Raw genomic sequence first — 26,040 nt, forward strand, 5'->3', positions numbered from 1 at the left:
TTCTTTTCCTTGGCGGTGGTGGGTCTTGGAGCTCGCTTGCTTGGCGGTGCCCGAGGTCTCGCGCGGTGCCCGGCGGCCTCGTCAGAACTCAACGCTTGATGAACTCAACGGTAGATGAAATCCGCGGCATGTCAAACCCGTAAATGCGACAAGGGGACGGACCGGAACGTTCCGGTCCGCCCCCTCGGGCGTTTCAGCTTTCGGTACTGCAGGTTTCGGTACTGCAGGTTTCTGTACTAGAGGGACAGGACCCGCTCGAGGAAGTCCTTGTACTGCCGCAGCGCGACGCGCAGCGCCTCGGTGTCGGGGTGCTTCGACGACTTGCTGGGGTTGAGCGCGTGCTGCTGCTCCTGCAGCTTCTCGGCGAGCGTCTCGATCGCGTCACTGACGACCGCGGACACCCGGGCGACCGCCTTCACCGGGTCGTCGACGAACTTGGACTCCGCCTTGGCCAGCCGCTGCCGGAACCGGTCGGCCCGCTTCTGCTTCCACAGCACGATCCGCTGCTCAACGAGGTCCCCGGGCCGCAGCGGCGCCGGCGCGACGGCCGCGTACTCCAGCTCGTCGTCCTCGTCCTCCTCGAGCACCACGATCGCGATCGCCTCGTCCTCGTCGCCTTCCTCGGCGTCGTCGACGTCCCCGACCTCCCCGACAACAACGAGCACGTCTTCGTCTTCGTCTTCGTCCTCGTCGTCCTCGAGCTCGGCCGAGACTTCGTCGTCCTCGTCCTCGTCGTCCTCATCGTCTTCGTCATCAGCGTCATCCGCCGCGTCGGCAAGCGCCTCAACGTCGTCGTCGCCTTCGTCGTCGCTCTCGTCACCCGCAGCGTCAGCGTCGTCAGCCTCGGCGACCGCCTCGCCGGCGTCGTCGCCCTCCTCGGCGCCCTCGTCGTCGACGTCGGCTTCGGCGCTGACTTCCTCGCCGTCCTCTTCCTCGTCGGCGTCGTCGGCCTCAGCGGCCGGCTCCTCCGCGTCGTCGTCCTCGACGCCTTCGTCGTCGGCGTCCGCTTCGGCGGCGGGCTCTTCGGCGTCGTCGTCTTCCGCGTCGTCGTCGGCGTCGGCTTCGGCGGCGGGCTCTTCGGCGTCGTCGTCCTCGGCGTCGTCGTCGGCGTCCGCTTCGGCAGCGGGCTCCTCGGCTTCCTCGTCCTCGTCGGCGGACTCGTCGGCTTCGGCGGCGGGCTCTTCGTCCGCGGCGTCCTCGTCTTCGGCCGCCTCGGCGTCGTCGGAGGTGGCTTCCTCGGTCACCGCCTCAGGCTCGTCGTCAGCCGCACCCTCGTCCTCAGCCGCGTCGACCTCCGCCTCCGCAGCCGGTTCGTCGCCCTCCGTGGCGTCGTCCTCCGCGACCGGCTCAGCATCCTCGCCCGCCTCGCTCTCTGCGGCGTCGGCGTCGCCCTCCGCGACCGGCTCGTCGTCGCCCTCGTCCTCGGCGTCCTCCGCCTCGGCCTCTTCGGCAGCAGCCTCCTCGACGACCGCCTCGGCCTCAGCCTCCTCAGCAGCCTCGGCAGCAGCCTCTTCCACGACCGCCTCGGCCTCGTCAGCCTCAGCGTCCTCGGCGACCTCTTCCGCGACGGCCTCGGCCTCGTCAGCCTCGGCGGCCTCCTCCACGACGGCCTCGGCGTCCTCGACCTCTTCCGCGACGGCCTCAGCCTCGGCGGCCTCTTCCGCGACGGCCTCAGCCTCGGTGGCCTCTTCCGCGACGGCCTCGGCGTCCGCGGCCTCCTCCGCCTCGGCGGCCGGCTCGTCCGCGTCGGCCTCGTCGCTCGCGTCCTCTTCTGCGTCCTCGTCGGCGACAGCCTCGGCCGTGTCGTCCGCGACCGCCTCGCTGTCGTCGCTCTCGTCCGCCGCCTCGGGCTCCTCGGCCACCTCGGCTTCGGCGACCTCCTCAGCGTCGGCCGCCGCCTCGGCGTCCTCGGCCGCGGCCTCCTCCTCGTCCCCGGCCTCGTCAGCGGTCTCGGCGACGGCCTCTTCCTCGGTGGCCTCGGCCTCGTCGGTGGTCTCGGCGACGGCCTCTTCCTCGCCTGCTTCCGCCTCCTCGGCGGCCTCTGCGGCGGCCTCTTCCTCGCCGGCCTCGGCCTCGTCGGTCGCCTCCGCAGCTTCCTCGGCGTCGGTCTCGGCGGCCGCCTCCGGCTCCGCGTCCTCGGCCTCCGCGGCTTCCTCGGTGTCGGTGGCGTCGTCGGTGTCGGCGATCGCCTCGGCCTCGGCGTCCTCGGTGGCTTCGTCGGTCTCGGCGACGGCGTCGGCGTCCGCGGTCTCGTCAGCGTCCGCGGCCTCGTCGGTGTCAGTGGCGTCGTCGGTCTCGGCGATCGCCTCGGCCTCGGCGTCCTCCGTGGCCTCGTCGGTCTCCGTGGCGGCCTCGGCGGCCTCCGGCTCTGCCGTGTCGGCCGCTGCCTCGGCGTCGTCGGTCGAGTCGGTGGCCTCCTCGGTGTCGGCGACGGCCTCAGCCTCGTCGGTTTCCGCTACAGCCTCCGCGTCCTCGGCCCCAGCCTCGGTGTCATCGGTGTTCGCCTCGCCCTCGGTCGTCTCGGCGACGGCCTCCTCCGTGGCGGCCTCGCCTTCCGCCTCGGGCTCGCCGGCCTCGGCGTCCGTCGAAGCCTCAGCGTCGTCTGCGACCTCCGCTTCAGCGGCCTCCGCCTCCGTCGAGGCCTCGGTGTCGTCGGCGACCTCGGCGTCCGCTGCGGCCTCGGCCTCGTCCGTGGTCTCCGCGTCGGCGTCGGTCGATGCCTCGGCTTCCTCGGTGGTTTCCGCGTCGGCGATCTCAGCGTCCGTCGAAGCCTCAGCGTCTTCGGTGACCTCAGCGTCCGCCGGTGCCTCAGCGTCTTCGATGACCTCAGCGTCGGTCGAAGCCTCGACGTCTTCCGCGACCTCTGCGTCCGTCGAAGCCTCGGTGTCGTCGGTGACCTCAGCGTCGGTCGATGCCTCGACGTCTTCCGCGACCTCAGCGTCCGCCGGTGCCTCGGCGTCTTCGGTTACCTCGGCGTCGGTCGATGCCTCGGTGTCGTCCGCGACCTCGGCGTCCGTGGAGGCCTCGGCGGCCTCGGTGTCCGTGGAGGCGTCCGCGGGGGAGTCGGACTCGTCGGTGGCCGGGCCGACGATGGTGGAGATGTCGTCGGGGACGGCCACGGAGATGGCGGGGGTGTCGGCCAAGTGGTCGGCGGCGGCAGCGGGAGCGGATTCCGCGGCGGCGGGCTCGGAGGACTCCGCGGTCTCGTCCGCGGACTCGGTGGCGTCGGCGGCGGCGGCCGCCACCTCGTCGTCGAGGGGCTGGCGGGGCTCCGGGACCAGGGCCTCGGCCGGCTCGTCCTCTGATGCGGTTACTTCAGGGGACGGGCTCGACTGGTTGTTCGGCGGGGTGAAGTTTGGATGCATCGTTGGGTCCTCCGTCCGCTCGGTCCGAACGGGGGCAGCTACCCGGTCGGACTGCTGCTTGGCTCAGCGCTGGGGTCGCGGACGCCGGGAGGCCGAGCGGCGCCCGGGACCGACGACCGCATGACCGGACGGTGGGGTGCCCCCTGCATGACGGGTAGGGGGTGGCCGTCGGCGAGCGGGGAAGGGTGGGCGACCGCGCAGATCTTCCGTGCGGCGCACCGCCAAGGTACACCTGCCGAGACCAGCAGCCATAGACCCCAAACTGCCGAGTGTCCGCCGTGCGGGAGAATTGCCTTTGTGCCGTCGAACCTTGATCCAGAAGTCGCCCAGCGTTTACGCCGCAACGAGGCCGGGCTGGTGCCCGCGATCGTGCAGGAGCACGGCACCGGGGAGGTGTTGATGTTGGCGTGGATGGACGACGAGGCGCTGCATCGGACCCTCACGACGGGGCGGGCGACGTACTGGTCGCGCAGCCGGAACGAGTACTGGGTCAAGGGGCAGACGTCGGGGCACTTCCAGCACGTCAAGGCCGTCGCGCTGGACTGCGACGGGGACTCGCTGCTGATCACCGTCGAGCAGACCGGCGCCGCCTGTCACACCGGTAACCACACGTGCTTCTTCACTCCACTGGAGGTGACCGGATGACCACCGGCGCCGTGGCCCCGGACGAGGCCACCTTCCGCGAGCTCGCCCGCACCCGGCGTGTCGTGCCGGTGACCCGGCGGCTGCTGGCCGACGGGGAGACGCCCGTTGGGGTGTACCGCAAGCTCGCCGGCGGGCCGGGCACCTTCCTGCTCGAGTCGGCCGAGCAGGGCGCGGGGGCCGCCGGGGCGGTCTGGTCGCGGTACAGCTTCATCGGCGTCCGCAGCGTCGCCACCCTCGTCGAGCGTGAGGGGCGCGCGCACTGGCTCGGCGCGCCGCCGGCCAACGTGCCGGTCGACGGCGACCCGACCGAGGTGCTGCGGTCCACGATCGCGGCGCTGACCGCCGACGACGCCGACCTGCGCGAACTCAACCTGCCGCCGCTGTCGGGCGGGCTGGTCGGCTTCCTGTCCTACGACGCCGTGCGGCGCTTCGAGCGGCTGCCCGAGCTGGCGCTGGACGACCTGCACCACCCCGAGCTTGGCATGATGCTCGCGACCGACCTCGTCGCGCTCGATCACTTCGAGGGGGCTGCGCTGCTCATCGCCAACGCGGTGCTGCCGGCGGTCGGGGCGGACGACGCCGCGGTCGGCGCCGCGTATCACCAGGCCATCGGGCGGCTCGACGCGATGACCACGGCCCTGTCGCGCCCGACACCGCCGCTGGTGTCCACTGTGGACAAGGTGCCGCTCGGCGACGTCGTCAGCCGGACGCCCGTGGGGGAGTACCCGAAGGCGGTCGAGGTCGCCAAGGAGGCCATCCGTGCGGGGGAGTGCTTCCAGATCGTGCTCGCGCAGCGCTTCGAGCGGGCCACCGACGCCGACCCGCTGGACGTCTACCGGGTGCTGCGCACGACGAACCCGAGCCCGTACATGTACCTCCTGCGCTTCGACGGCTTCGACGTGGTCGGGTCGTCACCGGAGGTACACGTGAAGGTGGACGGGCGGCGGGCACTGCTGCACCCGATCGCGGGCACGCGCTGGCGCGGTGCCACGCCGGAGGAGGACGCGGCGCTGGCCGCCGACCTGCTCGCCGACCCGAAGGAGCGGTCGGAGCACGTGATGCTCGTCGACCTCGCACGTAACGACCTCGGCCGTGTTTGCAAGCCCGGCACGGTCGAGGTCCCCGAGTTCATGACCGTCGAGCGGTACTCCCACGTCATGCACATCGTCTCGACCGTCGTCGGCGAGCTGCACGACGATCGCAGCGCCTTCGACACGCTCGCGGCCACGTTCCCGGCCGGCACCTTGTCCGGTGCCCCGAAGGTCCGCGCGATGGAGATCATCGAGGAGCTCGAGCCGACGCGGCGCGGCCTGTACGGCGGGGTCGTCGGCTACTTCGGCTTCGGCGGCGACATGGACACGGCGATCGCGATCCGCACGGCGCTGATGCGCGACCGGATGGCGTACGTGCAGGCCGGCGCCGGCATCGTCGCCGACTCCGACCCGGTGGCGGAGGAGACCGAGACGCGCAACAAGGCCGCGGCGGTGCTCGCCGCCATCGCCACCGCCGAGACCCTGCGGCCGGCGCGATGAGCGAGGCGACCGAGGCCGGCACGGCGCGTACATCGGGGCGTCGCGGACTGATGATCACGGCGGCGGCGTGCGCAGCGGGCGCCGCGCTCGTCCTGCTGGCCGCGACCCGCAGCTGGCAGCACCTCGTCACGCCGCAGCCGGCGCCGCTCCCGCCGATCACGAAGGAGCGCACCGGCACGGACATCGCGCCCTGGCTGCCCGCGCTCGGCGTGGTGGCGCTGGCCGGCGCCGGCGCGCTCTTCGCGACCCGGGCCGCCGCGCGGCTGGTGGTGGGCGTGCTGCTGATCCTGTCCGGCGCGGGCGTGGCGATCGCCGCGCTGGTCACCCTCGACGACAAGGTGAAGGTCGCCTGGCCGCTGCTGTGCGTGCTCGGCGGCCTGGTGGTGCTCGCCGCCGGCGTGGTGACCGTCCGCTCGGGCCGATCGTGGCCGGGCATGAGCGCCCGATACGACCGCCCCGCGACGGCCCCCGAGAAGAAACCGGACCGCCCCGCGTCACAGGCCGAGCTCTGGGACGCACTCGACCGCGGCGAAGACCCGACAAAGGACGACCGCCCATAGACGACGACCGCCCATAGACCAGGCCGAGACCAGGCCGGGACCGGGCGAAGAGACGGCGGTAGCGCAGCGCCCCTAGTAGGGTTCGGCGCATGGCGAGCAGCACCGAGGAAGTGATCGAGGTCGCCGGGCGCGAGGTGACCATCACGAATCCCGACAAGGTGTACTTTCCCAAGTCCGGCCGGACCAAGCTCGACGTCGTCCGCTACTACGTGGCCGTCGCCGAAGGGGCACTGCGCGGCGCGGGCGGGCGGCCCATGGCATTGAAGCGCTACGTCAACGGCATCGAGGGCGAGGCGTTCTTCCAGAAGCGGGCCCCGGCCAAGCGGCCCGAGTGGATCGAGACGGCCGAGCTGCGCTACCCGTCCGGGCGCACCGCCGAGGAGATCGTGCTGCGCGACGCCGCCCAGCTCGCCTGGGTGGTCAACCTCGGCTGCCTGGAGCTGCACACCCACTCGGTCCTGGCCGAGGACGTCGAGCACCCCGACGAGCTGCGCATCGACCTCGACCCGGTGCCGGGGGTGCCGTGGGGCCAGGTCGTCGACGTGGCGATGATCGCGCGGGAGGTGCTGGAGGAATACGGCCTGGCGGGCTGGCCGAAGACCTCGGGCTCGCGCGGCTTCCACGTCTACGCCCGCATCGAGCCCCGCTGGACCTTCGCCGAGGTGCGCCGCGCCGCCGAGGGCTTCGCGCGTGAGGTGGCCCGCCGTGCGCCCGATCTCGCCACCGGCGCCTGGTGGAAGGAGGAGCGCCACGGAGTCTTCGTCGACTACAACCAGAACGCCAAGGATCACACGACGGCCTCCGGCTACTCGGTGCGCCCGTCGGAGGAGGCGAAGGTCTCCGCCCCGCTGAGCTGGGACGAGGTGCCCGGCTGCGACCCGGCGCTGTACACGATGGAGACCGTCCCGGACCGCCCGGACCCATGGGCGGGCATCGAGGAGGCGCGCGGCTCGCTGGACCAGCTGCTGGAGCTCGCCGCCTCGTTCAAGAAGCGCGCACCGGCGAAGAAGGGCTCGGGCCGGCGCCAGCCGAGCATGCCGCTCATCGAGATCACCCGCACCGCCACCCGGGAGGAGGCCCTCGCCGACCTGGAGGTGTGGAAGGCCCGTCACCCGTCGGTGTGGCCGCTGCTGGAGCCGGCCGACGTCCTGGTCGACTCGATGCGGGGGATCAACTCGGTCTGGTATCGCATCCGGATCAACCTGGTCCACGTCCCGGAGGCCGACCGCCCGGCGCAGGAGCCCCTGGAGCACGAGTTCGACCCGTTTGCGAAGTGGAAGGAAATGCAGGCCCGCGGCCAGATCCCGGCCCGCTGGCAGCGCCCCAAGGCAGAAGAGGCCTAGAAGGCGCCGGGGTCCCATGGCTCCGGCTCCGCGATCCAGCCGGCGAAGAGCACCAGGCCGGTCGGGCGGTGCACGGCCAGGAACCCGAACGGCCGGTCGAAGCTCACGCACACCTGCTCGTGACGCGGGCCGGCACCGGCCGCGACCGCGAACGCCGTGACCGCGGCGGCCTGAAAGCCCTTCGCGGTGAACGAAGCCGTGGCCGCCTGCGCCGCGGCCGAGACGGCGAGGGGCTCGTCGGCGATGCCCGGGAAGTGCCCGCGGGTGTCGTCGGAGGCGGTGCGCAGGCCGAACAGTTCCGCGTGCGCGAGCAGGTCGTGATCGGCGCGGACGGTGAACCGGGGCACCGACAGCAGGTAGCCCGGCGTCATGCCGGCCCTGACGCTGATGCCCGGTCCGTGTAACGAGAAGATGCCCTGGGCCGCCGGAGCGGCGATCGCGGCCGGCAGCAGCTCGCCGGGCCCGCGGTGCTCCTCGCCCAGGACCAGCACCACGTCGAGGTCGCCGCGGGCGGCGACGGTCACTCGGGTGAGCGGGCCCGCCTGGGAGTCGAGCACCGCGATGCCCGCGGGACCGTCCGGCTTGCGGTGGAGCCCGTTGATGGGCCGCCTGTCCCATGGGCCGCCGTCGACGAAGATCGGACCGTCCCAGAACGGGTCGACCCAGGGCTCGTCGACGGCGAGGGCGCCCGCCAGCACCAGGCGGGTCTCGTCCTTGACCTGGATCGGCATCGCCGGGATCAGCCCGCCGGTCCGCTCGCTCGCCCACCGGTCCAGCGGCCCGCGGTCGTCGGTGAGCACGCCGGCCACCAGCTCCCGCCAGCGCGGCGTGAGCGGCACGTCCGCCCGGGCCCACAGCCCGACGGCGGCGCGCACCGACGCCGGCAGCTCCAGCGGCTGCGCAGCCACGGCCCGCAGCTCCTCGGCGGCCGGCCCCTCGGCGGCGCCGGCGAGCAGGGCGAGCAGCGGATAGACGCCCGCGCCCGACAGCACTGTGCCGCCGGCGCCGTCGAGGGTGGCCGCCCAGGCGGCGGTGAGACGGTTGGCATCAGCGACGCTCATCGCGCTTCCTCCGGTGCGTCGACCCAGCCGGCCATCAGGACGAGGCCGGTCGGGCGGTGGACGGTCAGGTAGCCGAACGGCAGGTCGAAGCGGGCGGTCACCCGCAGGCGGCGGGCGGCGCGGGGCGTGGACGGCAGCGGGACCATCGGCGCGGGCGCCACCGGCGTGGCCCGGAAGCCCGTGGCCGTGAACGCCGCCGACGCGGTCTGGGCCGCCGCGGCGATCCGCAGGCCGTCGGGGCCGATGCCGGGGAACGAGGCGCCGGCCGACGCGGCCGCCAGCCCGAACACGGAAGCGTTGGCGAGCAGGTCGTGTGTGCCCGCCGCGGCGAACCGCGGAACTTTCACGACCAGCTCGGGCGTGGAGTCCTCGGCGTCGACCAGGGCGCTGCTGATGCACGGGCCTTCGTCCGCGGCGGCGGCGGAGGGCAGGCCGGCGATCGCCGCGGCCAGGACCGCGCCCGGCGAGGCCCCGCCGGCCGCCGTGCACAGGACCACGTCGACGTCGGCGGCGCCGGCGACGGTGAGCAGCGTGACCGGGCCGGCCGCGGTGGCGGCGACCCGCAGCGCGGACGGGTCGGTGCCGCGGCGGTGCAGCGAGGCCAGCCGGTGACCCGCCCACGGCCCCTGCGCCGGGCGGAGCACGCCGTCGGTGAACGGCTCCCGCCAGTCCGCGGTCACGGCGAGGGCCGTGGCCAGGACCAGCCCGTCCTCGTCGACCGGGCCGGACGCGGCGGCGGGCAGGGGCGGCACGGGCGCGCCGGTCTGCGCGGCCGCCCACGCGTCCAGCAGCGGCCGGTCGATGGCGGGGTCGCCGGTCAGGCGGGGGTCGCAGCGGGCCGCCCAGTCCAGTGTCAATGGGGCGCCCTCGCGGGTCCACACGCCCAGCGCGCCGCGGATCGGCAGCTCGAGCGGCGTCGGTGCGACCGCGAGCAGCTCTTGCGCCGCCCGCCCGGCCGCGACCGACGCGAGCAGGGCTAGCAGGGGATAGACGGCGGCGCCCGAGAACACTCGTGCGGGGGACACGGACGCCCAGCCGGCCGTCAATGTGTTCGCCCGCTCTACGCTCATGCCGACACCCTAGATCCGGGGTACGACAAAACCGGGCGGCGAGGCATTATGCCCTAGTCCATCAGGTGACGTCGGCCATACCCCCGCGACCGTCCACTGACCGGGGGCGACCTAGCATCGGTCGCATGACAACCGGAGAGGGGAGCTCCTTGATCAACGCGGAAAGCGGCCGGGTGCTCGATGAGATCCTCGCCGGAGTGCGTGAGGACCTGGCGGCCCGCGAGGCCCAGGTGCCCCTGGCAGACATCAAGCAGCGCGCCGCACAGGCACCGCCGCCGCAAGACGCCTACGCCAAGCTGCGCGCACCCGGCGTCGGCGTGATCGCGGAGGTCAAGCGCTCGTCGCCGTCGAAGGGCCAGCTGGCCGAGATCCCGGACCCGGCAGAGCTCGCGAAGGAGTACGCGGCCGGCGGCGCCCGCTGCGTCAGCGTGCTCACCGAGGGCCGCTGGTTCGGCGGCAGCCTCGACGACTTCGCCGCCGTGCGCGCCGCGATCGACGTGCCGATGCTGCGCAAGGACTTCGTCGTGTCCTCCTATCAGGTGCATGAGGCCCGGGCCTACGGCGCCGACCTGGTGCTGCTCATCGTCGCCGCGCTGGACCAGAACACGCTGACCGGGCTGCTCGACCGCATCGAGAGCCTCGGCATGACGGCGCTGGTCGAGGTGCACGACGAGGAGGAGACCGACCGCGCACTGGAGGCCGGCGCCCGGGTCATCGGGATCAACGCCCGCAACCTGCGCACGCTCGAGGTCGACCGCACCGTGTTCGAGCGGATCGCGCCCGGCCTGCCGGCCGAGGTCGTCAAGATCGCCGAGTCGGGTGTGCGCGGGCCGCACGACCTGATCCGCTACGCGTCGGCGGGCGCCGACGCCGTGCTGGTCGGCGAGGGCCTGGTCACGCAGAAGAGCCCGCGGGACGCGGTGGCCGAGCTCGTCACGGCCGGCAGCCACCCGGCGACGCCGCGGGCGGCCCGGTGAGGGCGTATCTCTCGGCCGCTGGCCTGCTGCCCGACCCGGCCGGGCACTTCGGCATCTACGGCGGGCGCTTCGTCCCCGAGGCGCTCATCGCCGCGCTCGACCAGCTCGACGCCGCCTACCGCCACGCCCAGGCCGACGAGGCATTCCAGGCCGAGTTCGGCCGGCTGCTGCGCGACTACGCCAACACGCCGAGCCCGCTGTATCGGGCCGAGCGGCTCTCCCGCGGTACCGGAGCGCAGATCTTCCTGAAGCGTGAAGATCTCAACCACACCGGCGCGCACAAGGTCCGCAACGTCCTCGGCCAGGCGCTGCTGACCCGGCGGATGGGCAAGACCAGGGTCATCGCCGAGACGGGCGCGGGCCAGCACGGCGTGGCCAGCGCCACCGCCTGCGCCCTGCTCGACCTCGAGTGCGTCGTGTACATGGGCGAGGAGGACACCCGCCGCCAGGCGCTCAACGTCGCCCGCATGCGCATGCTCGGCGCCACCGTGGTGCCCGTCGGGACCGGTTCCAAGACGCTCAAGGACGCCATCAACGAGGCCCTGCGCGACTGGGTGACCAACGTCGACAACACGCACTACCTGCTCGGCACCGCCGCCGGCCCGCACCCGTTCCCGGCGATGGTGCGCGACTTCGTCGGCGGGATCAGCGTCGAGGCCCGCCGCCAGATCCAGGAGCAGACCGGCCGGCTGCCCGACGCGGTCGCGGCCTGCGTGGGCGGCGGCTCCAACGCGATCGGCGCGTTCCACGCGTTCGTGCCCGACGAGGGCGTGCGCCTGTTCGGCTTCGAGGCCGGCGGCGACGGCGTGGAGACCGGCCGGCACGCCGCGAGCATCACCGGCGGCGCGACCGGCGTGCTGCACGGCGCACGCACCTACCTGCTGCAGGACGAGGACGGCCAGACCATCGAGTCGCACTCGATCTCGGCCGGCCTGGACTACCCGGCGGTCGGGCCTGAGCACGCCTACCTGCACGACACCGGCCGCGCCACCTACGAGCCGGTCACCGACGCCGAGGCGATGGACGCCTTCAAGCTGCTGTGCCGCTCCGAGGGCATCATCCCGGCCATCGAGAGCGCGCACGCCGTCGCCGGCGCCCTGCGGGTGATCCCGCGGCTGGCCGCCGAGCTGGGCCGCGAGCCGACCGTGATCATCTGCCTGTCGGGCCGCGGCGACAAGGACATGGACACCGCGCGCGAATGGTTCAGCGTATGAGTGCTCAGACGGCGTTCGAGAAGGCCCGCGCCGAGGGGCGTAGCGCGCTCATCGGCTACCTGCCGGCCGGTTTTCCGAATCATGACGTCGCCGTCGACGCGATCCTCGCGATGATCGACAACGGCGTGGACGTGGTCGAGGTCGGGCTGCCGTACTCCGACCCGGTCATGGACGGCCCCGTCATCCAGCGCGCCACCGAGGCCGCGCTCGCGGGCGGCTTCCGGGTCCGCGACGGCCTGCGCGCCGTCGAGGCGGCCGCCGCGACCGGCGCGCCGATCCTCACCATGACCTACTGGAACCTCGTCGAGCGCTACGGCGTCGAGCGCTTCTCGGCCGACCTGGCCGCGGCCGGCGGCGCGGGCCTGATCACGCCCGACCTGATCCCCGACGAGGCCGAGCCGTGGCTGGCCGCCTCCGACGCGCACGGCCTCGACCGGGTGTTTTTGGTCTCGCCGTCCTCGACCGACGCCCGCGTGGCGAGCACCGCCGCCGCCTGCCGCGGCTTCGTGTACGCCACCAGCGTCATGGGCGTCACCGGCGCCCGCAGCACCACGAGCAGCGCCGCGCCCGCCCTGGTCGAGCGCGTGCGCCGGCTCGCACCCGGCACCCCGGTCGCGGTCGGCCTGGGCGTGTCCAACGGCGAGCAGGCCGCCGAGGTCGGCGCCTTCGCCGACGGCGTGATCGTCGGCAGCGCGCTCGTGCGCTGCCTGCTCGAGGCGGAGACCCCGTCCGCCGGCGTCGCCGCCGTGGCGAAGCTGAGCGCGGAACTCGCCGAGGGCGTCCGCCACCGCTGAACTGCTGCCCCTGGCGGCCCTCCTCGCCCCTGCTGACTCCGTCCGGCGCGCCGGCGTCGCCCGCTCCGGCCACCAGGCGCTACGAAGAGGCCGGCCGTGGTCGTGGCACCGTGTTCCGCCCTAGGCGCGTAGCGCCGCCCGCCAGGTGTCGCGGATGGCCTCGGCGCCCCAGGCGTTGGGCTCGATCGCGCCGCACAGCCACAGCTCGCGGTTGGCCGGGCGCGGGTCCGAAGTGGTGATGTCGCCCGCCTGGGCGCCGTGGCCCAGGAACGCGGCGTGCAGGTCGGCGACGGCCGCGCCGTGCCGGGCGGCCGCGGCGCGGATCTCCGCGTTGAGCACCTTCAGCAGGCCCAGCCCGCCCTCGACGTCGGGCAGGCCGGCCCACGACAGGTCGCCGGTGCCGTCGGTCGGGTCGTACACCGTGCTGACCACCACCCGCGCGCCGGTCGCGGCGAGGCTCACGAGCGTCGCGTCGTAGTTCGCGGCGATCGCCTCGATCGCCGCCGGCACCTTGTCCGGCGACTCGACGATGGCCGTGAGCAGGTCGTTGCCGCCCATGGTGACGGTGACCAGTGCCGGGCGTCCGCCGACCTGGCCGAGCTGGCGGCTCAGCACGTCCTCGCTCGTCGCGCCGTCGCGCGCGAGCAGCATCAGCTCGATGCCGAGGTCGTCGGCAAGCAGGGAGGCGGCGCCCAGGCCGGGGCCGCCCGCGTAGTCGTCGATCGACATCGAGTCGCCGAGCGCGTAGTACCGCGGGGCCATGCATTGATCATTGCGGACAGGGTCGCGGCGATCCAATGGGATATGCCCATGAAAATCGCCGGGGCGGTTTTCAGGCTTCGACGACCTCGGGCTCGGCGTCGCGCTGCAGTTCGCGGATCACGCCGGTACGCGCGGCGGCGGCGTCGGCGATCGCGGTGCGGGTCGTAGCGGTCAGCGGCTCGGGCAGCATGTCGGGGGAGTGCCACGACAGGCGGCTGATGCGACCGGGGGCGTTGAGGGCGGGCCCGCCACCGTCGAGGCGGCCGCGGAAGACGTGGACGAACAGGTCGGGCGTGGCGGCGCCGCAGCCGTCGCCGGTCAGTTGGTACATGCCGATCAGCTCGACGATCTCGGTCTCCATGCCGGTCTCCTCGCGGATGTCCCGGATGACCGCGTGCACGGGGCTCTCTTCCGCGCGGATCTTCCCGCCGGGCAGGCCCCACAGCTGGTGCCCGCCGGCCTGGCGGCACAACAGCACCCTGCCGGCCGCGTCCTCGATGACGGCGGCGACCGCGGAGGTCACCTTGCTGCCGTTACTCAGCGTTGAGTAGTCCATGTTCGCACTTTAGACACCGCCGCTCAGCGTCGCGAGACCTTCGCTGATGGTGATCTCTACCGGGTACCGGGATGGCCCGGGCATCGCATTTCGACGGATCGGCGGTAGCGTGTGCACCCGTGGATGCTGCCCTCTCTCCGCTGGCCGAGATCCCGAGCCCGACCCGTGGCGTCTGGGACATCGGAATTCCTCTGCGTGCCTACGCGCTCTGCATCGTGCTGGGCATCGTGGCCGCGTGCTTCATCGCCGACCGCCGCCTGCGGGCGCGGGGCGCCCCGCCCTGGGTGATTCTCGACGTGGCGATCTGGGCGGTGCCGTTCGGCATCGTCGGCGCCCGGCTGTATCACGTGATCACCTCTCCGGAGGCGTACTTCGGCGAGAACGGGTCGCTGATCAAGGCGTTCAAGATCTGGGAGGGCGGCCTCGGCATCTGGGGCGGCATCGCGGCCGGCGCGCTCGGTGCCTACATCGCGTGCCGCCGGCGCGGGCTGCCGTTCGCGATGACCGCGGACGCGCTGGCCGTCGGCCTGCCCGTGGCCCAGGCGATCGGGCGCTGGGGCAACTGGTTCAACAATGAGCTGTACGGCAAGGAGACCACCCTGCCGTGGGGGCTCAAGGTCTACCAGTGGGACAGCGCGAAGGGCCGGGCGGCGGAGGGTGCCGACGGCAAGCCCATGGCGTACGACACCCTGTTCCAACCGACGTTCCTCTACGAGTCGCTGTGGTGCCTCGGCGTCGCGCTGGCCGTCTGGCTGCTCGACCGCAGGTACAAGTTCGGCCGGGGCCGCGCCTTCGCGCTCTACGTGATGCTCTACACCGTCGGCCGCTTCTGGGTCGAGCTGCTGCGCATCGACGACGCCGAGCACATCCTGGGCATGCGCCTGAACAACTGGACGTCGATCATCGTCTTCGCCGCCGCGCTGGTGTACTTCCTGCGCGTGCGCGGTCCGCAGGAGTTCGTCACGGTCGACGAGAACGAGCAGATCCACCTCGTGGGCGCCCCGGCCGCGCAGGCCGCCGCTCCGGCCGAGCCGGAGGCCGGCGCCGAGGAGGCGCAGGCCGCCGTCGAGCCGGACGAGCCCGAAGCGGAAGCCGAGGCGAAGCCCGAAGCAGAGGCGAAGCCCGAGGCAGAGGCCACGCCCGAAGCAGAGGCCAAGCCCGAGGCGGAAGCCGAGGCGGAAGAAACAGCGGACGACGAGGCGCAGCAGCCCGAGCACGAGAACAGCGACGCGGCCGGTAAGGGCTGATGCGGACCGCGGTCGTGGTCGGGGCCGGCGTCGGCGGTCTCGCCGCCGCCGGCGCGCTGGCCCGAGCCGGTTGGAAGGTCACCCTGCTCGAGCGCGACGACCGGCTGCGCCCCGGCCGGGCCGCGCTGGTCCTGTGGCCCAACGGCATCCGCGCGCTGCGGGCCCTGGGCCTGGCCGGCGGCCTCGACGGCATCTCCACGCCGGTGCCGTCCGCGGGCATCCGCCGGCCCGACGGCACCTGGCTGGTCCAGCCGGGCGTCTCCGAGGTCGAGTCGCCGCCCGTCGTGGTGCACCGCGAGGACCTGCACGACGCGTTCATCGCCGGCCTCGGCGACCAGGTCGACGTGCGCGGCGGCATCGAGGTGCAGTCCGCCCGGGTGCGCCGCGACCGCCCGGCGGTCGGCGACGGCCGGGTCATGTTCGAGGCCGACCTGGTCGTGGCCGCGGACGGGCCGGACAGCGCGATCCGGCGCCGGCTCGCCGCCGCGAGCACCTTCGCCAGCGCCGGGTTCGCCGCGTGGCGGGCGGTCATCCCGTGGTACCGCGCACCCGAGCTCCCCGCCGATGTCGCGCTCCACGGCGAGACGATCGGCGGCGGGCAGCGGTTCGTCTACGCATCGCTCGGCGAGCGCGGCTCGGCCGGCGGCTCCACCCGCGGCGGCATCTACTGGGTCGCCACCGTGCCCGGCGCGCTGCGGCCCGAGCCGGCCGCCGGCCAGCTGGCGCTGCTGCGACGCTGGTTCGCCGGCTGGCACGCGCCGATCGCGCAGCTGCTGGCCACCACCGAGGCCGACGACCTGGTGCAGGAGCCGATCGGCGAGCTCACGCCGCTGCCGGAGGCGTTCGGGGTGCCGTGCGGGCCGGGCGGCTATGCGCTCATCGGCGACGCCGCGCACGCCATGCCGCACCACCTCGCGCAGGGCGCCTCGCTCGCGCTGGAGGACGTGGCCACGCTGCAGACGGTGCTGGTCGGCGGGGTCACGGGCGGGACGCTGGGGCCGGCGCTGGTCGAGTACGGCCGGCTGCGCCGCGCACGGATCCTGCGGGTGCTGCAGCATTCGAAGAAGGCCGCGGCGGTACTGCAGACCCGCGGCCGCCTCGCCGCGTCCATCGCCCGGGTCAACCCCCGCACGCTGGACCGCGCCGCGGCGGCCTCGACGGAATGGGCCGGCCCTACGGGGTGAGCACCCCGTGCTCGACGCACGAGGCGGACCAGCCGCCCGGTAGCACCTGGACCTTCATGCGGCGGCGGCAGTGCGTGCAGTACCGCGGCGGCTCCAACTGCCGTGCGACCGCGCAGGAGTCGTGGGAGCCGCTGTCCAGCGGCTCCCCGCAGCGGTCGCAGTAGGTCGCGGCGTTCACAACGTCGCGGACAGGGCCTTGACCGGCATGCTCAGCTCGTCGAGCAGCGCCAGGTCCTCCGCCGGGGAACGGCCGAGCGTGGTGAGGTAGTTGCCGACGATCACGGCGTTGACCCCGCCCAGCAGCCCGTCGCGGGTGCCGAGGTCGCCGAGGGTGATCTCGCGCCCGCCCGCGTAGCGCAGCAGCGTGCGCGGCAGCGCCAGCCGGAACGCGGCGACCGCGCGCAGGGCGTCCTTCGGGTCGAGCACCGGCTGCTCGGCCAGCGGCGTGCCCGGGCGCGGGTTGAGGAAGTTCAGCGGCACCTCGTGCGGGTCGAGCTCCTGCAGCTGGACCGCGAACTCGGCGCGCTGCTCGACGGTCTCGCCCAGGCCCAGGATGCCGCCGCAGCAGACCTCCATGCCGGCCGCCCGGACCATCCGCAGCGTGTCCCAGCGCTCCTCCCACGAGTGCGTGCTGACGACCTGCGGGAAGTAGGAGCGGGCGGTCTCGAGGTTGTGGTTGTACCGATGGATGCCCAGCTCGGCCAGGCGGTCCACCTGCGCCTGGGTCAGCATGCCCAGCGACGCGGCGATGTTGATGTCCACGGCCTCGCGGATCGCGGCGACGCCGTCGGCGAGCTGCGCCATGAGCCGCTCGTCGGGCCCGCGCACCGCCGCGACGATGCAGAACTCGGTGGCACCGGTCGCCGCGGTCTGCCGGGCCGCCTCGACCAGCGACGGGATGTCGAGCCACACCGCGCGCACCGGCGAGGCGAACAGCCCGGACTGCGAGCAGAAGTGGCAGTCCTCGGGGCAGCCGCCGGTCTTGAGCGACACGATGCCCTCGACCTCGACCTCCGGCCCGCACCAGCGCATCCGGACGTCGTGCGCGATCGCGAGGTACTCGGGCAGCTCCTCGTCCGAGCAGGTCAGGACGGCGAGCACACCGTCCCGGTCGAGCCCGACTCCGGTGTCCAGGACGGCTTTGGCAGCATCAAGCATGCTCGTACCTTACAAATCGTTAGGGTTGCCTCTCCGACCCCCTGCGGGCTCGGTTAGGTTGTGCACATTGCACAATCGGCATCGTAGATGTTCTACAACGACAAGGGGAGGCCCACGGTGGAGTGGCTGTCGGCGCTCGAGGCGGAGGCCGCGACCCGGCGGGCCGCCGGCCTGCGGCGTGAGCTGGTCCCGCGCGACCCCGGCGACCCGGTCGTCGACCTCGCGGGCAACGACTACCTCGGCCTGTCCCGCCACCCCGAGGTCCTGGCCGCCGCCGCGCAGGCCCTGCTCGACTTCGGCCTCGGCGCCACCGGCTCGCGCCTGGTCCGCGGCTCCACGGCCGCCCACCGCGACCTGGAGGCCGGCCTGGCCGGGCTGCTGGGCTTCGAGCGGGCCCTGGTCTACTCCTCGGGCTATCTCGCCAACCTGGGCGCCGTGCGGACCCTGGCGCGCCCCGGCGCCCTGGTCGTCTCCGACGCTCACAACCATGCTTCCCTCATCGACGGTTGCCGCCTGGCCCGCTGTGAGACCGTGGTCGCCCCGCATCAGGACCCGGATTTCGTACGCCGTGAGCTCTCCCGTCACCCCGGCCGCCCCGCGGTCGTCGTCACGGAGAGCATCTTCTCGGTCGACGGCGACCTGGCGCCGTTGCCGGAGCTGTACGAGGTCACCAGCGCCCACGGCGCCGTGCTGCTGGTCGACGACGCACACGCCCTCGGCGTGATCGGCCCGTCGGGCGCCGGCGGTGTGGCGGCCGCCGGCCTGTCCGGCGCCCCCGGCCTGGTGGTCACCGCCACCCTGTCGAAGTCCCTGGGCGCCGCCGGCGGCGTGATCGCCGGCCCCCGCCAGCTGCACCGCGAGCTGCTCGACACCGGCCGCACGTTCATCTTCGACACGGCTCTCCCGCCGGCCGTGGCCGCCGGTGCGCTGACCGCCCTGCGCCTGCTGGAGTCCGGCGACGACCTGCGGGCCGAGCTGCATGCCCGCGCGCGGCGAGCGGTGGAGCGCCTGCGCTCGGAGGGCCTGGAGGTCTCGGAGCCGGCCGGCGGCGTCATCTCGGTGGCCGCGCCGAGCCCGGACGAGGCCTACGCCTGGGCGGCCGCCTGCCGCGAACGGGGCGTGGCGGTAGGCTGCTTCCGCCCACCGTCCACTCCGGACGGTCGCTCCCGCCTGCGCCTGACGATCGGCGTGGGCGTCCCCGCCGCCGACTTCGACCAGGCCGTCGACATCATCGCGAAGGAACGCCCGTGACCTTCCTGCCCGGCGGCTTCCACCAGGCCGTCGACATCATTGCGAAGGAACGCCCGTGACGTTCTTGCCCGGCCTCGATTCCGAGGAGCTTCCCGGCCCGATCACCGGCCCGATCGTGGTCACCGGCACCGACACGGGGGTCGGCAAGACCATCGTCACCGCGGCCATTGCCGCCGCGGCGACGGCCGCCGGCCAGCGGGTGGCGGTCCTCAAGCCGGCCCAGACCGGCACCGCGGACGGCGACGAGCCCGACGCGGTCACGGTCGCCCGGCTCGCCGAGCCGGCGATGACCCGCACCCTGGCGAGCTTCCCCGACCCGCTGGCCCCGCTGGCCGCCGCCCGGGTCGCCGGCGAGGACGCCCTGACGGCCGTGATGGCCCAGCTGGCCGCGCGTTCGATCGCCGAGGAGCACGACGTCACCCTGATCGAGGGCGCTGGCGGCCTGCTGGTCCCGCTGGGCGAGGGCGGCTGGACCGTCCTGGACCTGGCGAAGGCCCTGGACGCCACGGCGGTCGTGGTGGCCCGCGCGGGCCTCGGCACCCTCAACCACACCGCGCTGACGCTGGAGTCGTTGGCTCGCCGCGAGGTGCCGGCGCTGGTCGTCTTCGGCGCCTGGCCGGCAGACCCGGAGCTGGTCCACCGCACCAACCTGCACGACCTCGACGGCGACCTGGCCGGCGCGATCCCGGACGGCGCGGGCGCGATGGCCGGCCCGCTGTTCCGCCGCGAGGCACCGCACTGGCTCGACCCGCGCTTGTACGGCCGCTTCGACCCGGTCGCCTTCCGCTCACACAGCCGCTGACCGCCGCGTTAGTTGCCCTGAAATATCGTATATGTCGGATATGTCCGTCACGGAGTGGCGGACATATCCGGGGGTCAGCGACGGGTAGCGAGTTGAAGCCGTCACATCCGGCAAAAGCCGCCGAAGGTGCGTGCTGGCACTCGATCGCGTTGACATGCAGCCGAATGGCTGCCTAATATTGGCAACCGAAAGGCTGCATATTGGTGTTGGGGGCTGGGATGGACGACGTCTTCCGGGCGCTGGCCGACGCCAGCAGGCGCGCGCTGCTGGACAGCCTCAACCGGGACAACGGGCAGACCCTGCGCGAGCTGTGCGCCGGGCTCGACATGACCCGGCAGTCCGTGAGCAAGCACCTGGCGATCCTCGAAGAGGCCGGGCTCGTGACCACGCTGTGGCGGGGCCGGGAGAAGCTGCACTACCTCAACGCCGCCCCGATCAGCGACATCGCCGAGCGGTGGATCAGCCGCTACGACCGGCGGCGCGTCGACGCGCTCGCCGACCTCAAGAAGGCACTGGAGGCGTCACTCATGAGCAGGCCCGAGTTCGTGTACACCACCTTCATCCGCACCACGCCCGAGCAGCTCTGGCGCGGGCTGACCGACCCGGCGTTCACCCGGCAGTACTGGGGGATCACCTGGGACAACGAATGGCAGCCGGGCGCCGTCATGACCTGGCACATCGTCAAGGACGGCACCGACATCGCCGACCCGGGGCAGGTCGTGCTGGAGGCGGATCCCTACACGCGCCTGTCGTACGCGTGGCACTCGTTCACCGAGTCGTGGTCGAAGGCCTTCGACATCGACGAGGACTACCGCGCCCGGGTGGCCAAGGAGCCGCGCTCGAAGGTGACCTTCGAGATCGAGCCCAAGGGCGATCACGTCAAGCTGACCGTCGTCCACGACGGGTTCGAGGAGACCAGCGAGGTGCTGCCGAGCCTGGGCGAGGGGTGGCCGCAGGTGATCGCGGGGCTCAAGACGCTGCTGGAGACCGGTGCGCCGCTGACCGCCGCCGGCTGACTCAGGGCAGGACGACCACGCTGGTGCCGGAGGGGATGTTGTCCAGTAGCACCTTCTGGGCCGCCGGGGGCATGCGCACGCAGCCGTTGGACTTGCGGTAGCCGAACTCGTTGCGGTACCAGGCGTGGATGCCCGTGTGCGCGTCGGCAAGGCCGTCGGCGACGGCGGCCTTGTCGTCGGGCACGGCGCCGAGGGCGATGACGTCCAGCCCGGCGTACACCTTGCTCGGCAGCGACGAGCGCCCCAGCACGAACGTGCGGCCCAGCGGCGTCTGGGTGGTCGGCGCGCCCACGGTCACGGTCCACTTCTGCTGCGCCACGCCGTCGCGCAGCCAGGTGAGCGTGAACGCGCCGCGGTGCACGACGATCTGGTCGTGCAGCGGCCGGGTCTGCCAGCCGCCCGGCGCCAGCCAGCCGACGCTGCGGTTCATCGACGGCAGCAGCACCGCGACCCAGCCGTCGCGGCGCGCGACCACCGGCATGACGAGGTCCACGCCGCTGATCTGGCGGGTGAGGTACGCCCGCGCCTGCCCGCCCGGCGCGTCGTACACGGGCAGCTTCGAGTCGACCTGCAGCCCCTCACCGAGCGGCGTCGTCGAGGACTGGTCGGGGTCGGCGGGGAACCCGGTCGCGGCCTGCGTGTAGGTGATCGTGGGGATGCCGGCCGGCGGTGGCGCCGCGGGCGGCGTCGTGGCCGGCGCCGACGGGACCGCCGAGGCGTCGGGTGCGCCGGAAGCCGGCGCGGTCGCGGTGCTCGACGCCGCCTTCGGGTGCTTCGACCCGCAGGCGGCCAGGGGCGCGACCAGGGCCCCCGCGAGCGCGAGAAGGGCGACGGCCCGGCGCGGCTGCATGAGGCACACGCTAGCGGGTCGCGGCCGCCGCCGCTGTCAACAGGACCGGCGGACCGCCTCGGCCAGACGGTCCAGCGCCTCGGGCAGGTCGGCGGAGGCGACGGCGCCGTAGCCGATGGCGAGCCCGGGGTCCGGCTCCGGCCGCGGCTCGGCGTAGAAGCCGTCGAGCGGGTCCAGCGCGAGCTCGGCGGCCCGCGCCCGGCGCACCAGGCCGGCCATGTCCAGCGGCACGGCCGCACGCGCGGCCACGTGCAGTCCGGCGCTGGAGGGCACGAGCGTCAACCACGGCGCGAGCGGGCCACGCACGGCCCGGACCACGAGCTCGTGGCGGCCGCCGTAGACCCGCGTCAGCGTGCGCAGGTGCCGCTGCAGCAGCCCCTCGTCGATGAACGCGGCCAGGGCGACCTGCGCGGACGGCTCGCCGTGCCAGTCGGCGATGCGGCGGGCCGCGCGCAGGGCCGGGCGCAGCGCCTCGGGCGCGACCAGGAACCCGAGGCGCAGCGACGGCAGCAGGGTCTTCGAGAAGGAGCCGACGTAGATGACCCGCCCGGCCCGGTCGAGGCTCTGCAGCGGCTCCAGCGGCCGGTCGGAGAAGCGGAACTCGCTGTCGTAGTCGTCCTCGACGATCGCCGCGCCGTGCCGCTGCGCCCAGGCCAGCAGCGCCGCGCGCCGGTCCAGCGACATCGCGGTGCCGAGCGGGTGCTGGTGCGACGGCGTCACGTACACCAGCCGCGCCGCCGCCGGGATCGCCTCGACGACGATGCCGTCGGCGTCGACCGGCACCCCGGCCACCCGCGCGCCGTGGCTGGCGAACAGGCGCCGGACCGGGCGGTACCCGGGCTCCTCGACGGCGACGAGCGCGCCGGGCTCGACGAGCACCCGCCCGACCAGGTCGATCGCCTGCTGCGCGCCGGAGGTGACGACCACGTCGTCGGCCGCGGCGCGCACCGAGCGCGACAGGCCGGCGTGCCGGGCGATGGCGGCCCGCAGCGGCGCGTACCCGGCCGGGTCGCGGTACTCGGCCGAGGCCCGCAGCGAGCGCGCGACGAGCCGCCGCCAGGTCGCCATCGGGAACAGCGACGCGTCGGGGTGCCCGATCCGCAGGTCGTAACGGGCCGGCGGGGTCGGCGGCGGATCCTCCTCCAGCGCGGCCCAGCGCGGCGCCGGGCGCAGCGGGCCGGCCGGCGCCCGCCGCGACGGGGCCTGCGGCTCGCCCGAGTAGGCCACGAACGTGCCCGCCCCGGCCCGGCCGCGCAGGAACCCGTCGCCGACGAGCCGGTCGTAGGCGGCGGCGACCGTGTTGCGGGCGACGGAGAGGCTGCGGGCGAGCTCGCGGCTGGGCGGCACGCGCTCGCCGGGGCGCAGCCGGCCGTCGAGGATCGCGTCGCGCAGCTGGCGGTAGATCCGGTCGGTGCGGTCGCCCCGGCCCTCGAGACTGATGTGCAGGTCCATCTTGGCCCAGTACAGTACCGCATGAATTGGCTCTTCTGGCAGGCCAAGTCCGGCTTTAGCGTAGCGTCCATGCTCACCGTCAAGCAGGGCGCCGCGCTTTCGGTCGGCGCCGTGCTCGGCACCGGCGTCATCGCGCTGCCGGGGCTCGCCGCGCAGGTCGCCGGCCCGGCCGCGCTGATCGCCTGGGTCGCGCTCATCGCGCTGTCCGCGCCGCTCGCGCTCACCTTCGCCGCGCTCGGCGCCCGCTACCCGGACGCCGGCGGCGTGGCCAGCTACGTCGGGCGGGCGTTCGGCCCGCGCGCCGCGGCCGTCGTCGGCTGGACCTTCTACCTCGCCGTCCCGGTCGGCGCGCTGCCGGCGGCCACCTTCGGCGGCGCGTACGTCGCGGCCGCGGTCGGCGGCGGGCACCGCACGACGCTGCTGACCGCCGCCGCGCTGGTGGCGCTCGTGACGGCGGCCAACCTCGGGGGCGTGCGGACGAGCGGCAAGGTCCAGCTCGGCCTCGCCGCCGCGCTGGTGGCGCTGCTGCTCGCGGCGATCGTGACCGCGCTGCCGCACGCCGACCTCGCGAACCTGCGCCCGTTCGCGCCGCACGGCTGGCTCGCGATCGGGCCGGCCATGGCGGTGCTCGTCTGGGGGTTCGCCGGCTGGGAGGCGCTCACCTCGCTGGCCGCGGACTACCGCAACCCGCGACGCGACGTGCCCCGCGCCACCTGGATCGCGGTCGGCGTGGTCGGGCTGCTGTATCTCGCCGTCGCCGCCACCAGCCAGCTCGTGCTCCCGACGCCGTCGGAGGCGCCACTGGCCGACCTGCTCGCGATCGGCTTCGGCCCGGGCGCGCGTGCGCTCACCGCGGTCGTCGCGGTGTTGCTGACCGCCGGGGCGATGAACGCGTACTTCGCCGGCGCAGCCCGCCTGGGCGCCGCGCTCGGCCGCGACGGCTCCCTGCCCCCGTGGTTCGCCCGGGGCGCCGAGGCCGGCCAGGTGCCGCGGCGCAGCCTCGTCGTCGTCGCCGGGCTCGCCGCCGTGACGCTCGCCGTGGCGGCGGCGACCGGGCTGGGCGCCCGGCCGCTCATGCTCGCCACGTCCGGCTCGTTCGTCGTGGTGTACGTGCTGGGCACCGCGGCGGCGGTCAGGCTCCTGCCGGCCCGCTCACGGGCCCGCCGTACCGCCGCCTTCGCCCTGGTCAGCGTGCTCGGACTGCTCGCGCTGACCGGCTGGTACGTGCTGTGGAGCGCCGTGGTCGCGGTCGTCGCGCTGCTGGTCGAGCGCCGCTACAGGTTGCGGTCGTCCACGATGTGCATGGCGGCCTCCTCGGCCGACGCGGCGCCGCCGTCGATGCCGACGTCGGAGCCGATCTCGTCCTTCTCGTCGTCCTCGCCGTAGCCCTCGTCGGGCGCGACGAGCCGCCCGGCACGCCGGTCGCCGACCTCGTCGGAGTCGTAGAACTCGCCGGACTCCGTCGTGGAGCCGAACTCGTCGAGGTCGGGCCGGGCCGACGGGTCCGGCTCCTCCTGCCTCAGGCGGTCGTCCAGCGACTCACCCCGCTCGGCCTCCGCCTGGGTGACGCCGAAGGCGTTGAGGCCACGCGGCTTCTCCGGCGGCGAGTACCCCTCGTCGAGGGAGTCGTCGAGCCCGCGGTCGGACAGGGTGTCCTCCGCGGACAGCTGGCCCTCGTCGCTCGGATCCGGGTCCCAGCTGTCGGTCTGCTGCGTCATGTCGGCTTTCCCCTCAGTGGCTCGCGATTCGTGGCGCTGCCGTCCTCTATACCCCGGCAGCGCCACGAATGACCTTAGATCACCGATTCGCGGGAGCGCCGGTGCGCGGTGATGAGGTCGGCGTAGCGGTGCCCGGAGGCCTTGATCGTGCGCTGTTGCGTGTCGTAGTCCACCCGGATGAGCCCGAAGCGCTTGTCGTAGCCGTAGGCCCACTCGAAGTTGTCGAGCAGCGACCAGGCGAAGTACCCGTCGACGGGCGCCCCACGCAGGATCGCGTTGCGTACCGCCTCCAGGTGCTGCTCGAGGTAGTCGGTGCGCTCCTTGTCCTGGATCTCGCCGCTGGGCTCGACGGTGTCATACCACGCCGAGCCGTTCTCCGTGACCAGGATGCTGCGCGGGCGGTAGGTCTCGGCGACGGAGACCAGGACGTCCTCCAGGCCGCGGGCGTACACCTCCCACGGCATCGCCGTCTCGACCGAACCGGGCACCGGGATCTGCCGGGCGAACGGCGCCTTGCCCTCCGGGTCGTCCACGACGATCTGCCGGAAGTAGTAGTTGATGCCGAGGAACTCGGTTGGGGCGGCGATGAGCTCCAGGTCGCCCTCGCGCACCGGCGGCTCCACGCCGTAGCACTCGATCATGTCGGCCGGGTAGCCGCGGCCGAAGACCGGGTCGAGCCACCACCGGTTGGTGTGCCCGTCGGCGCGCACCGCGGCGGCCATGTCCTCGGGCCGCGACGAGCCGGGCTCGATCGGGCTGAGGTTGAACACGATGCCGACGTTGGGCGACAGCCGCGCCGAGGCCCGGATCGCCTGGTTGACCAGGCCGTGCCCGAGCAGCACGTGGTGCGAGGTGTGCACCGCGCGGGTCAGGTCCCGCTCACCCGGCGCCATGCGCCCGTCCAGGTGGCCGATCCAGGACACGCACAGTGGCTCGTTGACGGTGTTCCAGTCCGCGACGCGGTCGCCGAGGCGGGCGGCGACCACGGTCGCGTAGTCGGCGAACGCCTCGGCCGTGGCCCGGTTGGGCCAGCCGCCGGCGTCCTGCAGGGCCTGTGGCAGGTCCCAGTGGTACAGCGTGGCGAACGGGCGGATCCCCTCGGCCAGCAGCGCGTCGACGAGCCGGTCGTAGAAGTCGAGGCCGGCCTTGTTCACCGCGCCCACGCCGTCGGGAATCACCCGCGGCCAGGCGATCGAGAAGCGGTACGCGTCGAGGTTGAGCCTGCGCATCAGCGCCACGTCCTCCGGCCAGCGGTGGTAGTGGTCGCAGGCCACATCGCCGGTGTCGCCGTTGTCCACGGCGCCCGGCGTGTGCGAGAACGTGTCCCAGATGGACGGTTTCCGGCCGTCTTCGGCGGCGGCGCCCTCGATCTGGTAGGCCGCGGTGGCGGCGCCCCAGATGAAGCCCGGGGGGAGTGCGGACAGATCCAGCACGGGAAGGATCTCCTCTTGGGGGTGTTGGTGGTGCAAGCTGGTGGGTCGAG

General features: G+C 73.6%; 23 protein-coding genes and 1 pseudogene. 13 read left to right on the plus strand and 11 right to left on the minus strand.

Annotation, left to right across the window (positions count from 1 at the left end):
* Positions 1-236: 236 nt before the first annotated feature.
* On the minus strand, positions 237-3,365 hold the full coding sequence (locus tag ABD901_RS28850; RefSeq protein ID WP_345131190.1) for a hypothetical protein: 3,129 nt from the start codon (positions 3,363-3,365) through the stop codon (positions 237-239).
* A 297-nt stretch (positions 3,366-3,662) separates the two neighbouring features.
* Here ABD901_RS28850 and hisI point away from each other — a divergent pair, with 297 nt between their 5' ends.
* The 4 genes from hisI (at position 3,663) to ligD (ending at position 7,445) form a co-directional block, all read left to right on the plus strand.
* The gene (hisI, locus tag ABD901_RS28855; protein WP_380138687.1) at positions 3,663-4,010 is read left to right on the plus strand and encodes a phosphoribosyl-AMP cyclohydrolase; all 348 of its coding nucleotides are present in this window, start codon (positions 3,663-3,665) and stop codon (positions 4,008-4,010) included.
* Positions 4,007-5,542: an anthranilate synthase component I gene (locus tag ABD901_RS28860; RefSeq protein ID WP_345131192.1), complete on the plus strand. Its 1,536-nt coding sequence runs from the start codon at positions 4,007-4,009 to the stop codon at positions 5,540-5,542. The genes hisI and ABD901_RS28860 overlap by 4 nt, the downstream gene beginning before the upstream one ends.
* Positions 5,539-6,102 (plus strand): Trp biosynthesis-associated membrane protein, encoded by a 564-nt coding sequence (locus tag ABD901_RS28865; protein ID WP_345131194.1) that lies wholly within the window; start codon positions 5,539-5,541, stop codon positions 6,100-6,102. Before ABD901_RS28860 ends, ABD901_RS28865 begins: the two co-directional genes overlap by 4 nt.
* An 89-nt stretch (positions 6,103-6,191) precedes the next feature.
* Entirely contained in the window at positions 6,192-7,445 is a 1,254-nt protein-coding gene (gene ligD, locus ABD901_RS28870; protein WP_345131196.1) for a non-homologous end-joining DNA ligase, read from the plus strand.
* Here the strand turns inward: ligD and ABD901_RS28875 are convergent.
* A complete protein-coding gene (locus ABD901_RS28875) occupies positions 7,442-8,506 on the minus strand; it encodes a serpin family protein (protein WP_345131198.1) in 1,065 nt (354 codons plus the stop codon). The genes ligD and ABD901_RS28875 overlap by 4 nt on opposite strands.
* The gene (locus ABD901_RS28880; protein ID WP_345131200.1) at positions 8,503-9,576 is read right to left on the minus strand and encodes a hypothetical protein; all 1,074 of its coding nucleotides are present in this window, start codon (positions 9,574-9,576) and stop codon (positions 8,503-8,505) included. The genes ABD901_RS28875 and ABD901_RS28880 overlap by 4 nt, the downstream gene beginning before the upstream one ends.
* 173 nt (positions 9,577-9,749) lie before the next feature.
* Between ABD901_RS28880 and trpC the strand changes: the two genes are divergently transcribed.
* From trpC to trpA, 3 genes are read left to right on the plus strand one after another with little or no spacing between them, the layout of a single operon-like run.
* Positions 9,750-10,553 carry an indole-3-glycerol phosphate synthase TrpC gene (gene trpC / locus ABD901_RS28885; protein WP_345131310.1) on the plus strand — a complete coding sequence of 268 codons (804 nt, stop codon included), beginning with the start codon at positions 9,750-9,752 and terminating at the stop codon, positions 10,551-10,553.
* The gene (gene trpB / locus ABD901_RS28890; protein WP_345131202.1) at positions 10,550-11,767 is read left to right on the plus strand and encodes a tryptophan synthase subunit beta; all 1,218 of its coding nucleotides are present in this window, start codon (positions 10,550-10,552) and stop codon (positions 11,765-11,767) included. Before trpC ends, trpB begins: the two co-directional genes overlap by 4 nt.
* Entirely contained in the window at positions 11,764-12,561 is a 798-nt protein-coding gene (trpA, locus tag ABD901_RS28895) for a tryptophan synthase subunit alpha (RefSeq protein ID WP_345131204.1), read from the plus strand. The genes trpB and trpA overlap by 4 nt, the downstream gene beginning before the upstream one ends.
* Before the next feature lie 120 nt (positions 12,562-12,681).
* Here the strand turns inward: trpA and ABD901_RS28900 are convergent, their stop codons facing one another.
* On the minus strand, positions 12,682-13,323 hold the full coding sequence (locus ABD901_RS28900; protein WP_345131206.1) for an SGNH/GDSL hydrolase family protein: 642 nt from the start codon (positions 13,321-13,323) through the stop codon (positions 12,682-12,684).
* Between the two features lie 70 nt (positions 13,324-13,393).
* Entirely contained in the window at positions 13,394-13,879 is a 486-nt protein-coding gene (locus ABD901_RS28905) for an NUDIX hydrolase (RefSeq protein ID WP_345131208.1), read from the minus strand.
* A 71-nt stretch (positions 13,880-13,950) separates the two neighbouring features.
* Between ABD901_RS28905 and lgt the strand changes: the two genes are divergently transcribed.
* Positions 13,951-15,126 carry a prolipoprotein diacylglyceryl transferase gene (lgt, locus tag ABD901_RS28910; protein ID WP_345131210.1) on the plus strand — a complete coding sequence of 392 codons (1,176 nt, stop codon included), beginning with the start codon at positions 13,951-13,953 and terminating at the stop codon, positions 15,124-15,126.
* Positions 15,126-16,310: an FAD-dependent oxidoreductase gene (locus ABD901_RS28915; protein WP_345131212.1), complete on the plus strand. Its 1,185-nt coding sequence runs from the start codon at positions 15,126-15,128 to the stop codon at positions 16,308-16,310. The genes lgt and ABD901_RS28915 overlap by 1 nt, the downstream gene beginning before the upstream one ends.
* Here the strand turns inward: ABD901_RS28915 and bsaP are convergent.
* Together bsaP and bioB are read right to left on the minus strand one after the other, a co-directional pair.
* Positions 16,300-16,479 (minus strand): annotated as a pseudogene (gene bsaP / locus ABD901_RS28920) (biotin synthase auxiliary protein BsaP); the annotation flags it as partial. The gene ABD901_RS28915 and the pseudogene bsaP overlap by 11 nt on opposite strands.
* Positions 16,480-16,484: 5 nt before the next feature.
* On the minus strand, positions 16,485-17,468 hold the full coding sequence (gene bioB, locus ABD901_RS28925) for a biotin synthase BioB (protein WP_345131216.1): 984 nt from the start codon (positions 17,466-17,468) through the stop codon (positions 16,485-16,487).
* 87 nt (positions 17,469-17,555) lie between these two features.
* Here bioB and ABD901_RS28930 point away from each other — a divergent pair, with 87 nt between their 5' ends.
* The 3 genes from ABD901_RS28930 to ABD901_RS28940 all read left to right on the plus strand — a co-directional run bounded on the left by ABD901_RS28930 (position 17,556) and on the right by ABD901_RS28940 (position 20,537).
* Positions 17,556-18,719 carry an 8-amino-7-oxononanoate synthase gene (locus tag ABD901_RS28930; RefSeq protein ID WP_345131218.1) on the plus strand — a complete coding sequence of 388 codons (1,164 nt, stop codon included), beginning with the start codon at positions 17,556-17,558 and terminating at the stop codon, positions 18,717-18,719.
* A gap of 112 nt (positions 18,720-18,831) precedes the next feature.
* Positions 18,832-19,521, plus strand: a complete 690-nt coding sequence (bioD, locus tag ABD901_RS28935; protein WP_345131312.1) for a dethiobiotin synthase — start codon at positions 18,832-18,834, stop codon at positions 19,519-19,521.
* Positions 19,522-19,739: 218 nt separating this feature from the next.
* Entirely contained in the window at positions 19,740-20,537 is a 798-nt protein-coding gene (locus ABD901_RS28940; protein ID WP_345131220.1) for an ArsR/SmtB family transcription factor, read from the plus strand.
* 1 nt (position 20,538) lies between these two features.
* On the opposite strand, the gene ABD901_RS28945 is transcribed toward ABD901_RS28940, so the two are convergent.
* Together ABD901_RS28945 and pdxR are read right to left on the minus strand one after the other, a co-directional pair.
* Complete coding sequence (locus ABD901_RS28945) at positions 20,539-21,387, minus strand: L,D-transpeptidase (RefSeq protein WP_345131222.1); 849 nt, start codon at positions 21,385-21,387, stop codon at positions 20,539-20,541.
* A 36-nt stretch (positions 21,388-21,423) separates the two neighbouring features.
* A complete protein-coding gene (gene pdxR, locus ABD901_RS28950; protein WP_345131224.1) occupies positions 21,424-22,839 on the minus strand; it encodes a MocR-like pyridoxine biosynthesis transcription factor PdxR in 1,416 nt (471 codons plus the stop codon).
* Between the two features lie 69 nt (positions 22,840-22,908).
* Between pdxR and ABD901_RS28955 the strand changes: the two genes are divergently transcribed.
* Complete coding sequence (locus ABD901_RS28955) at positions 22,909-24,225, plus strand: APC family permease (RefSeq protein ID WP_345131226.1); 1,317 nt, start codon at positions 22,909-22,911, stop codon at positions 24,223-24,225.
* On the opposite strand, the gene ABD901_RS28960 is transcribed toward ABD901_RS28955, so the two are convergent.
* Both ABD901_RS28960 and ABD901_RS28965 read right to left on the minus strand, forming a co-directional pair.
* Positions 24,114-24,557, minus strand: coding sequence for a DUF5709 domain-containing protein (locus ABD901_RS28960; RefSeq protein ID WP_345131228.1), 444 nt, complete (start codon positions 24,555-24,557; stop codon positions 24,114-24,116). The genes ABD901_RS28955 and ABD901_RS28960 overlap by 112 nt on opposite strands.
* A 74-nt stretch (positions 24,558-24,631) precedes the next feature.
* Entirely contained in the window at positions 24,632-25,990 is a 1,359-nt protein-coding gene (locus ABD901_RS28965; RefSeq protein WP_345131230.1) for a GH1 family beta-glucosidase, read from the minus strand.
* Between the last annotated feature and the right edge of the window lie 50 nt (positions 25,991-26,040).

It is taken from the genome of Dactylosporangium darangshiense (assembly GCF_039537565.1).
GTDB lineage: Bacteria > Actinomycetota > Actinomycetes > Mycobacteriales > Micromonosporaceae > Dactylosporangium > Dactylosporangium darangshiense.

What these genes read in the sequence shown, in the direction of transcription:
- ligD (WP_345131196.1), top strand. Translation starts at nt 6,192, where the DNA reads ATGGCGAGCAGCACCGAGGAAGTGATCGAGGTCGCCGGGCGCGAGGTG.
- ABD901_RS28940 (WP_345131220.1), top strand. Translation starts at nt 19,740, where the DNA reads ATGGACGACGTCTTCCGGGCGCTGGCCGACGCCAGCAGGCGCGCGCTG.
- trpA (WP_345131204.1), top strand. Translation starts at nt 11,764, where the DNA reads ATGAGTGCTCAGACGGCGTTCGAGAAGGCCCGCGCCGAGGGGCGTAGC.
- lgt (WP_345131210.1), top strand. Translation starts at nt 13,951, where the DNA reads ATGGCCCGGGCATCGCATTTCGACGGATCGGCGGTAGCGTGTGCACCC.
- ABD901_RS28875 (WP_345131198.1), bottom strand. Translation starts at nt 8,506, where the DNA reads ATGAGCGTCGCTGATGCCAACCGTCTCACCGCCGCCTGGGCGGCCACC.
- ABD901_RS28905 (WP_345131208.1), bottom strand. Translation starts at nt 13,879, where the DNA reads ATGGACTACTCAACGCTGAGTAACGGCAGCAAGGTGACCTCCGCGGTC.
- ABD901_RS28900 (WP_345131206.1), bottom strand. Translation starts at nt 13,323, where the DNA reads ATGGCCCCGCGGTACTACGCGCTCGGCGACTCGATGTCGATCGACGAC.
- ABD901_RS28865 (WP_345131194.1), top strand. Translation starts at nt 5,539, where the DNA reads ATGAGCGAGGCGACCGAGGCCGGCACGGCGCGTACATCGGGGCGTCGC.
- ABD901_RS28955 (WP_345131226.1), top strand. Translation starts at nt 22,909, where the DNA reads ATGCTCACCGTCAAGCAGGGCGCCGCGCTTTCGGTCGGCGCCGTGCTC.
- ABD901_RS28945 (WP_345131222.1), bottom strand. Translation starts at nt 21,387, where the DNA reads ATGCAGCCGCGCCGGGCCGTCGCCCTTCTCGCGCTCGCGGGGGCCCTG.
- ABD901_RS28915 (WP_345131212.1), top strand. Translation starts at nt 15,126, where the DNA reads ATGCGGACCGCGGTCGTGGTCGGGGCCGGCGTCGGCGGTCTCGCCGCC.
- pdxR (WP_345131224.1), bottom strand. Translation starts at nt 22,839, where the DNA reads ATGGACCTGCACATCAGTCTCGAGGGCCGGGGCGACCGCACCGACCGG.
- ABD901_RS28860 (WP_345131192.1), top strand. Translation starts at nt 4,007, where the DNA reads ATGACCACCGGCGCCGTGGCCCCGGACGAGGCCACCTTCCGCGAGCTC.
- ABD901_RS28960 (WP_345131228.1), bottom strand. Translation starts at nt 24,557, where the DNA reads ATGACGCAGCAGACCGACAGCTGGGACCCGGATCCGAGCGACGAGGGC.
- ABD901_RS28880 (WP_345131200.1), bottom strand. Translation starts at nt 9,576, where the DNA reads ATGAGCGTAGAGCGGGCGAACACATTGACGGCCGGCTGGGCGTCCGTG.
- ABD901_RS28850 (WP_345131190.1), bottom strand. Translation starts at nt 3,365, where the DNA reads ATGCATCCAAACTTCACCCCGCCGAACAACCAGTCGAGCCCGTCCCCT.
- ABD901_RS28930 (WP_345131218.1), top strand. Translation starts at nt 17,556, where the DNA reads ATGTTCTACAACGACAAGGGGAGGCCCACGGTGGAGTGGCTGTCGGCG.
- bioB (WP_345131216.1), bottom strand. Translation starts at nt 17,468, where the DNA reads ATGCTTGATGCTGCCAAAGCCGTCCTGGACACCGGAGTCGGGCTCGAC.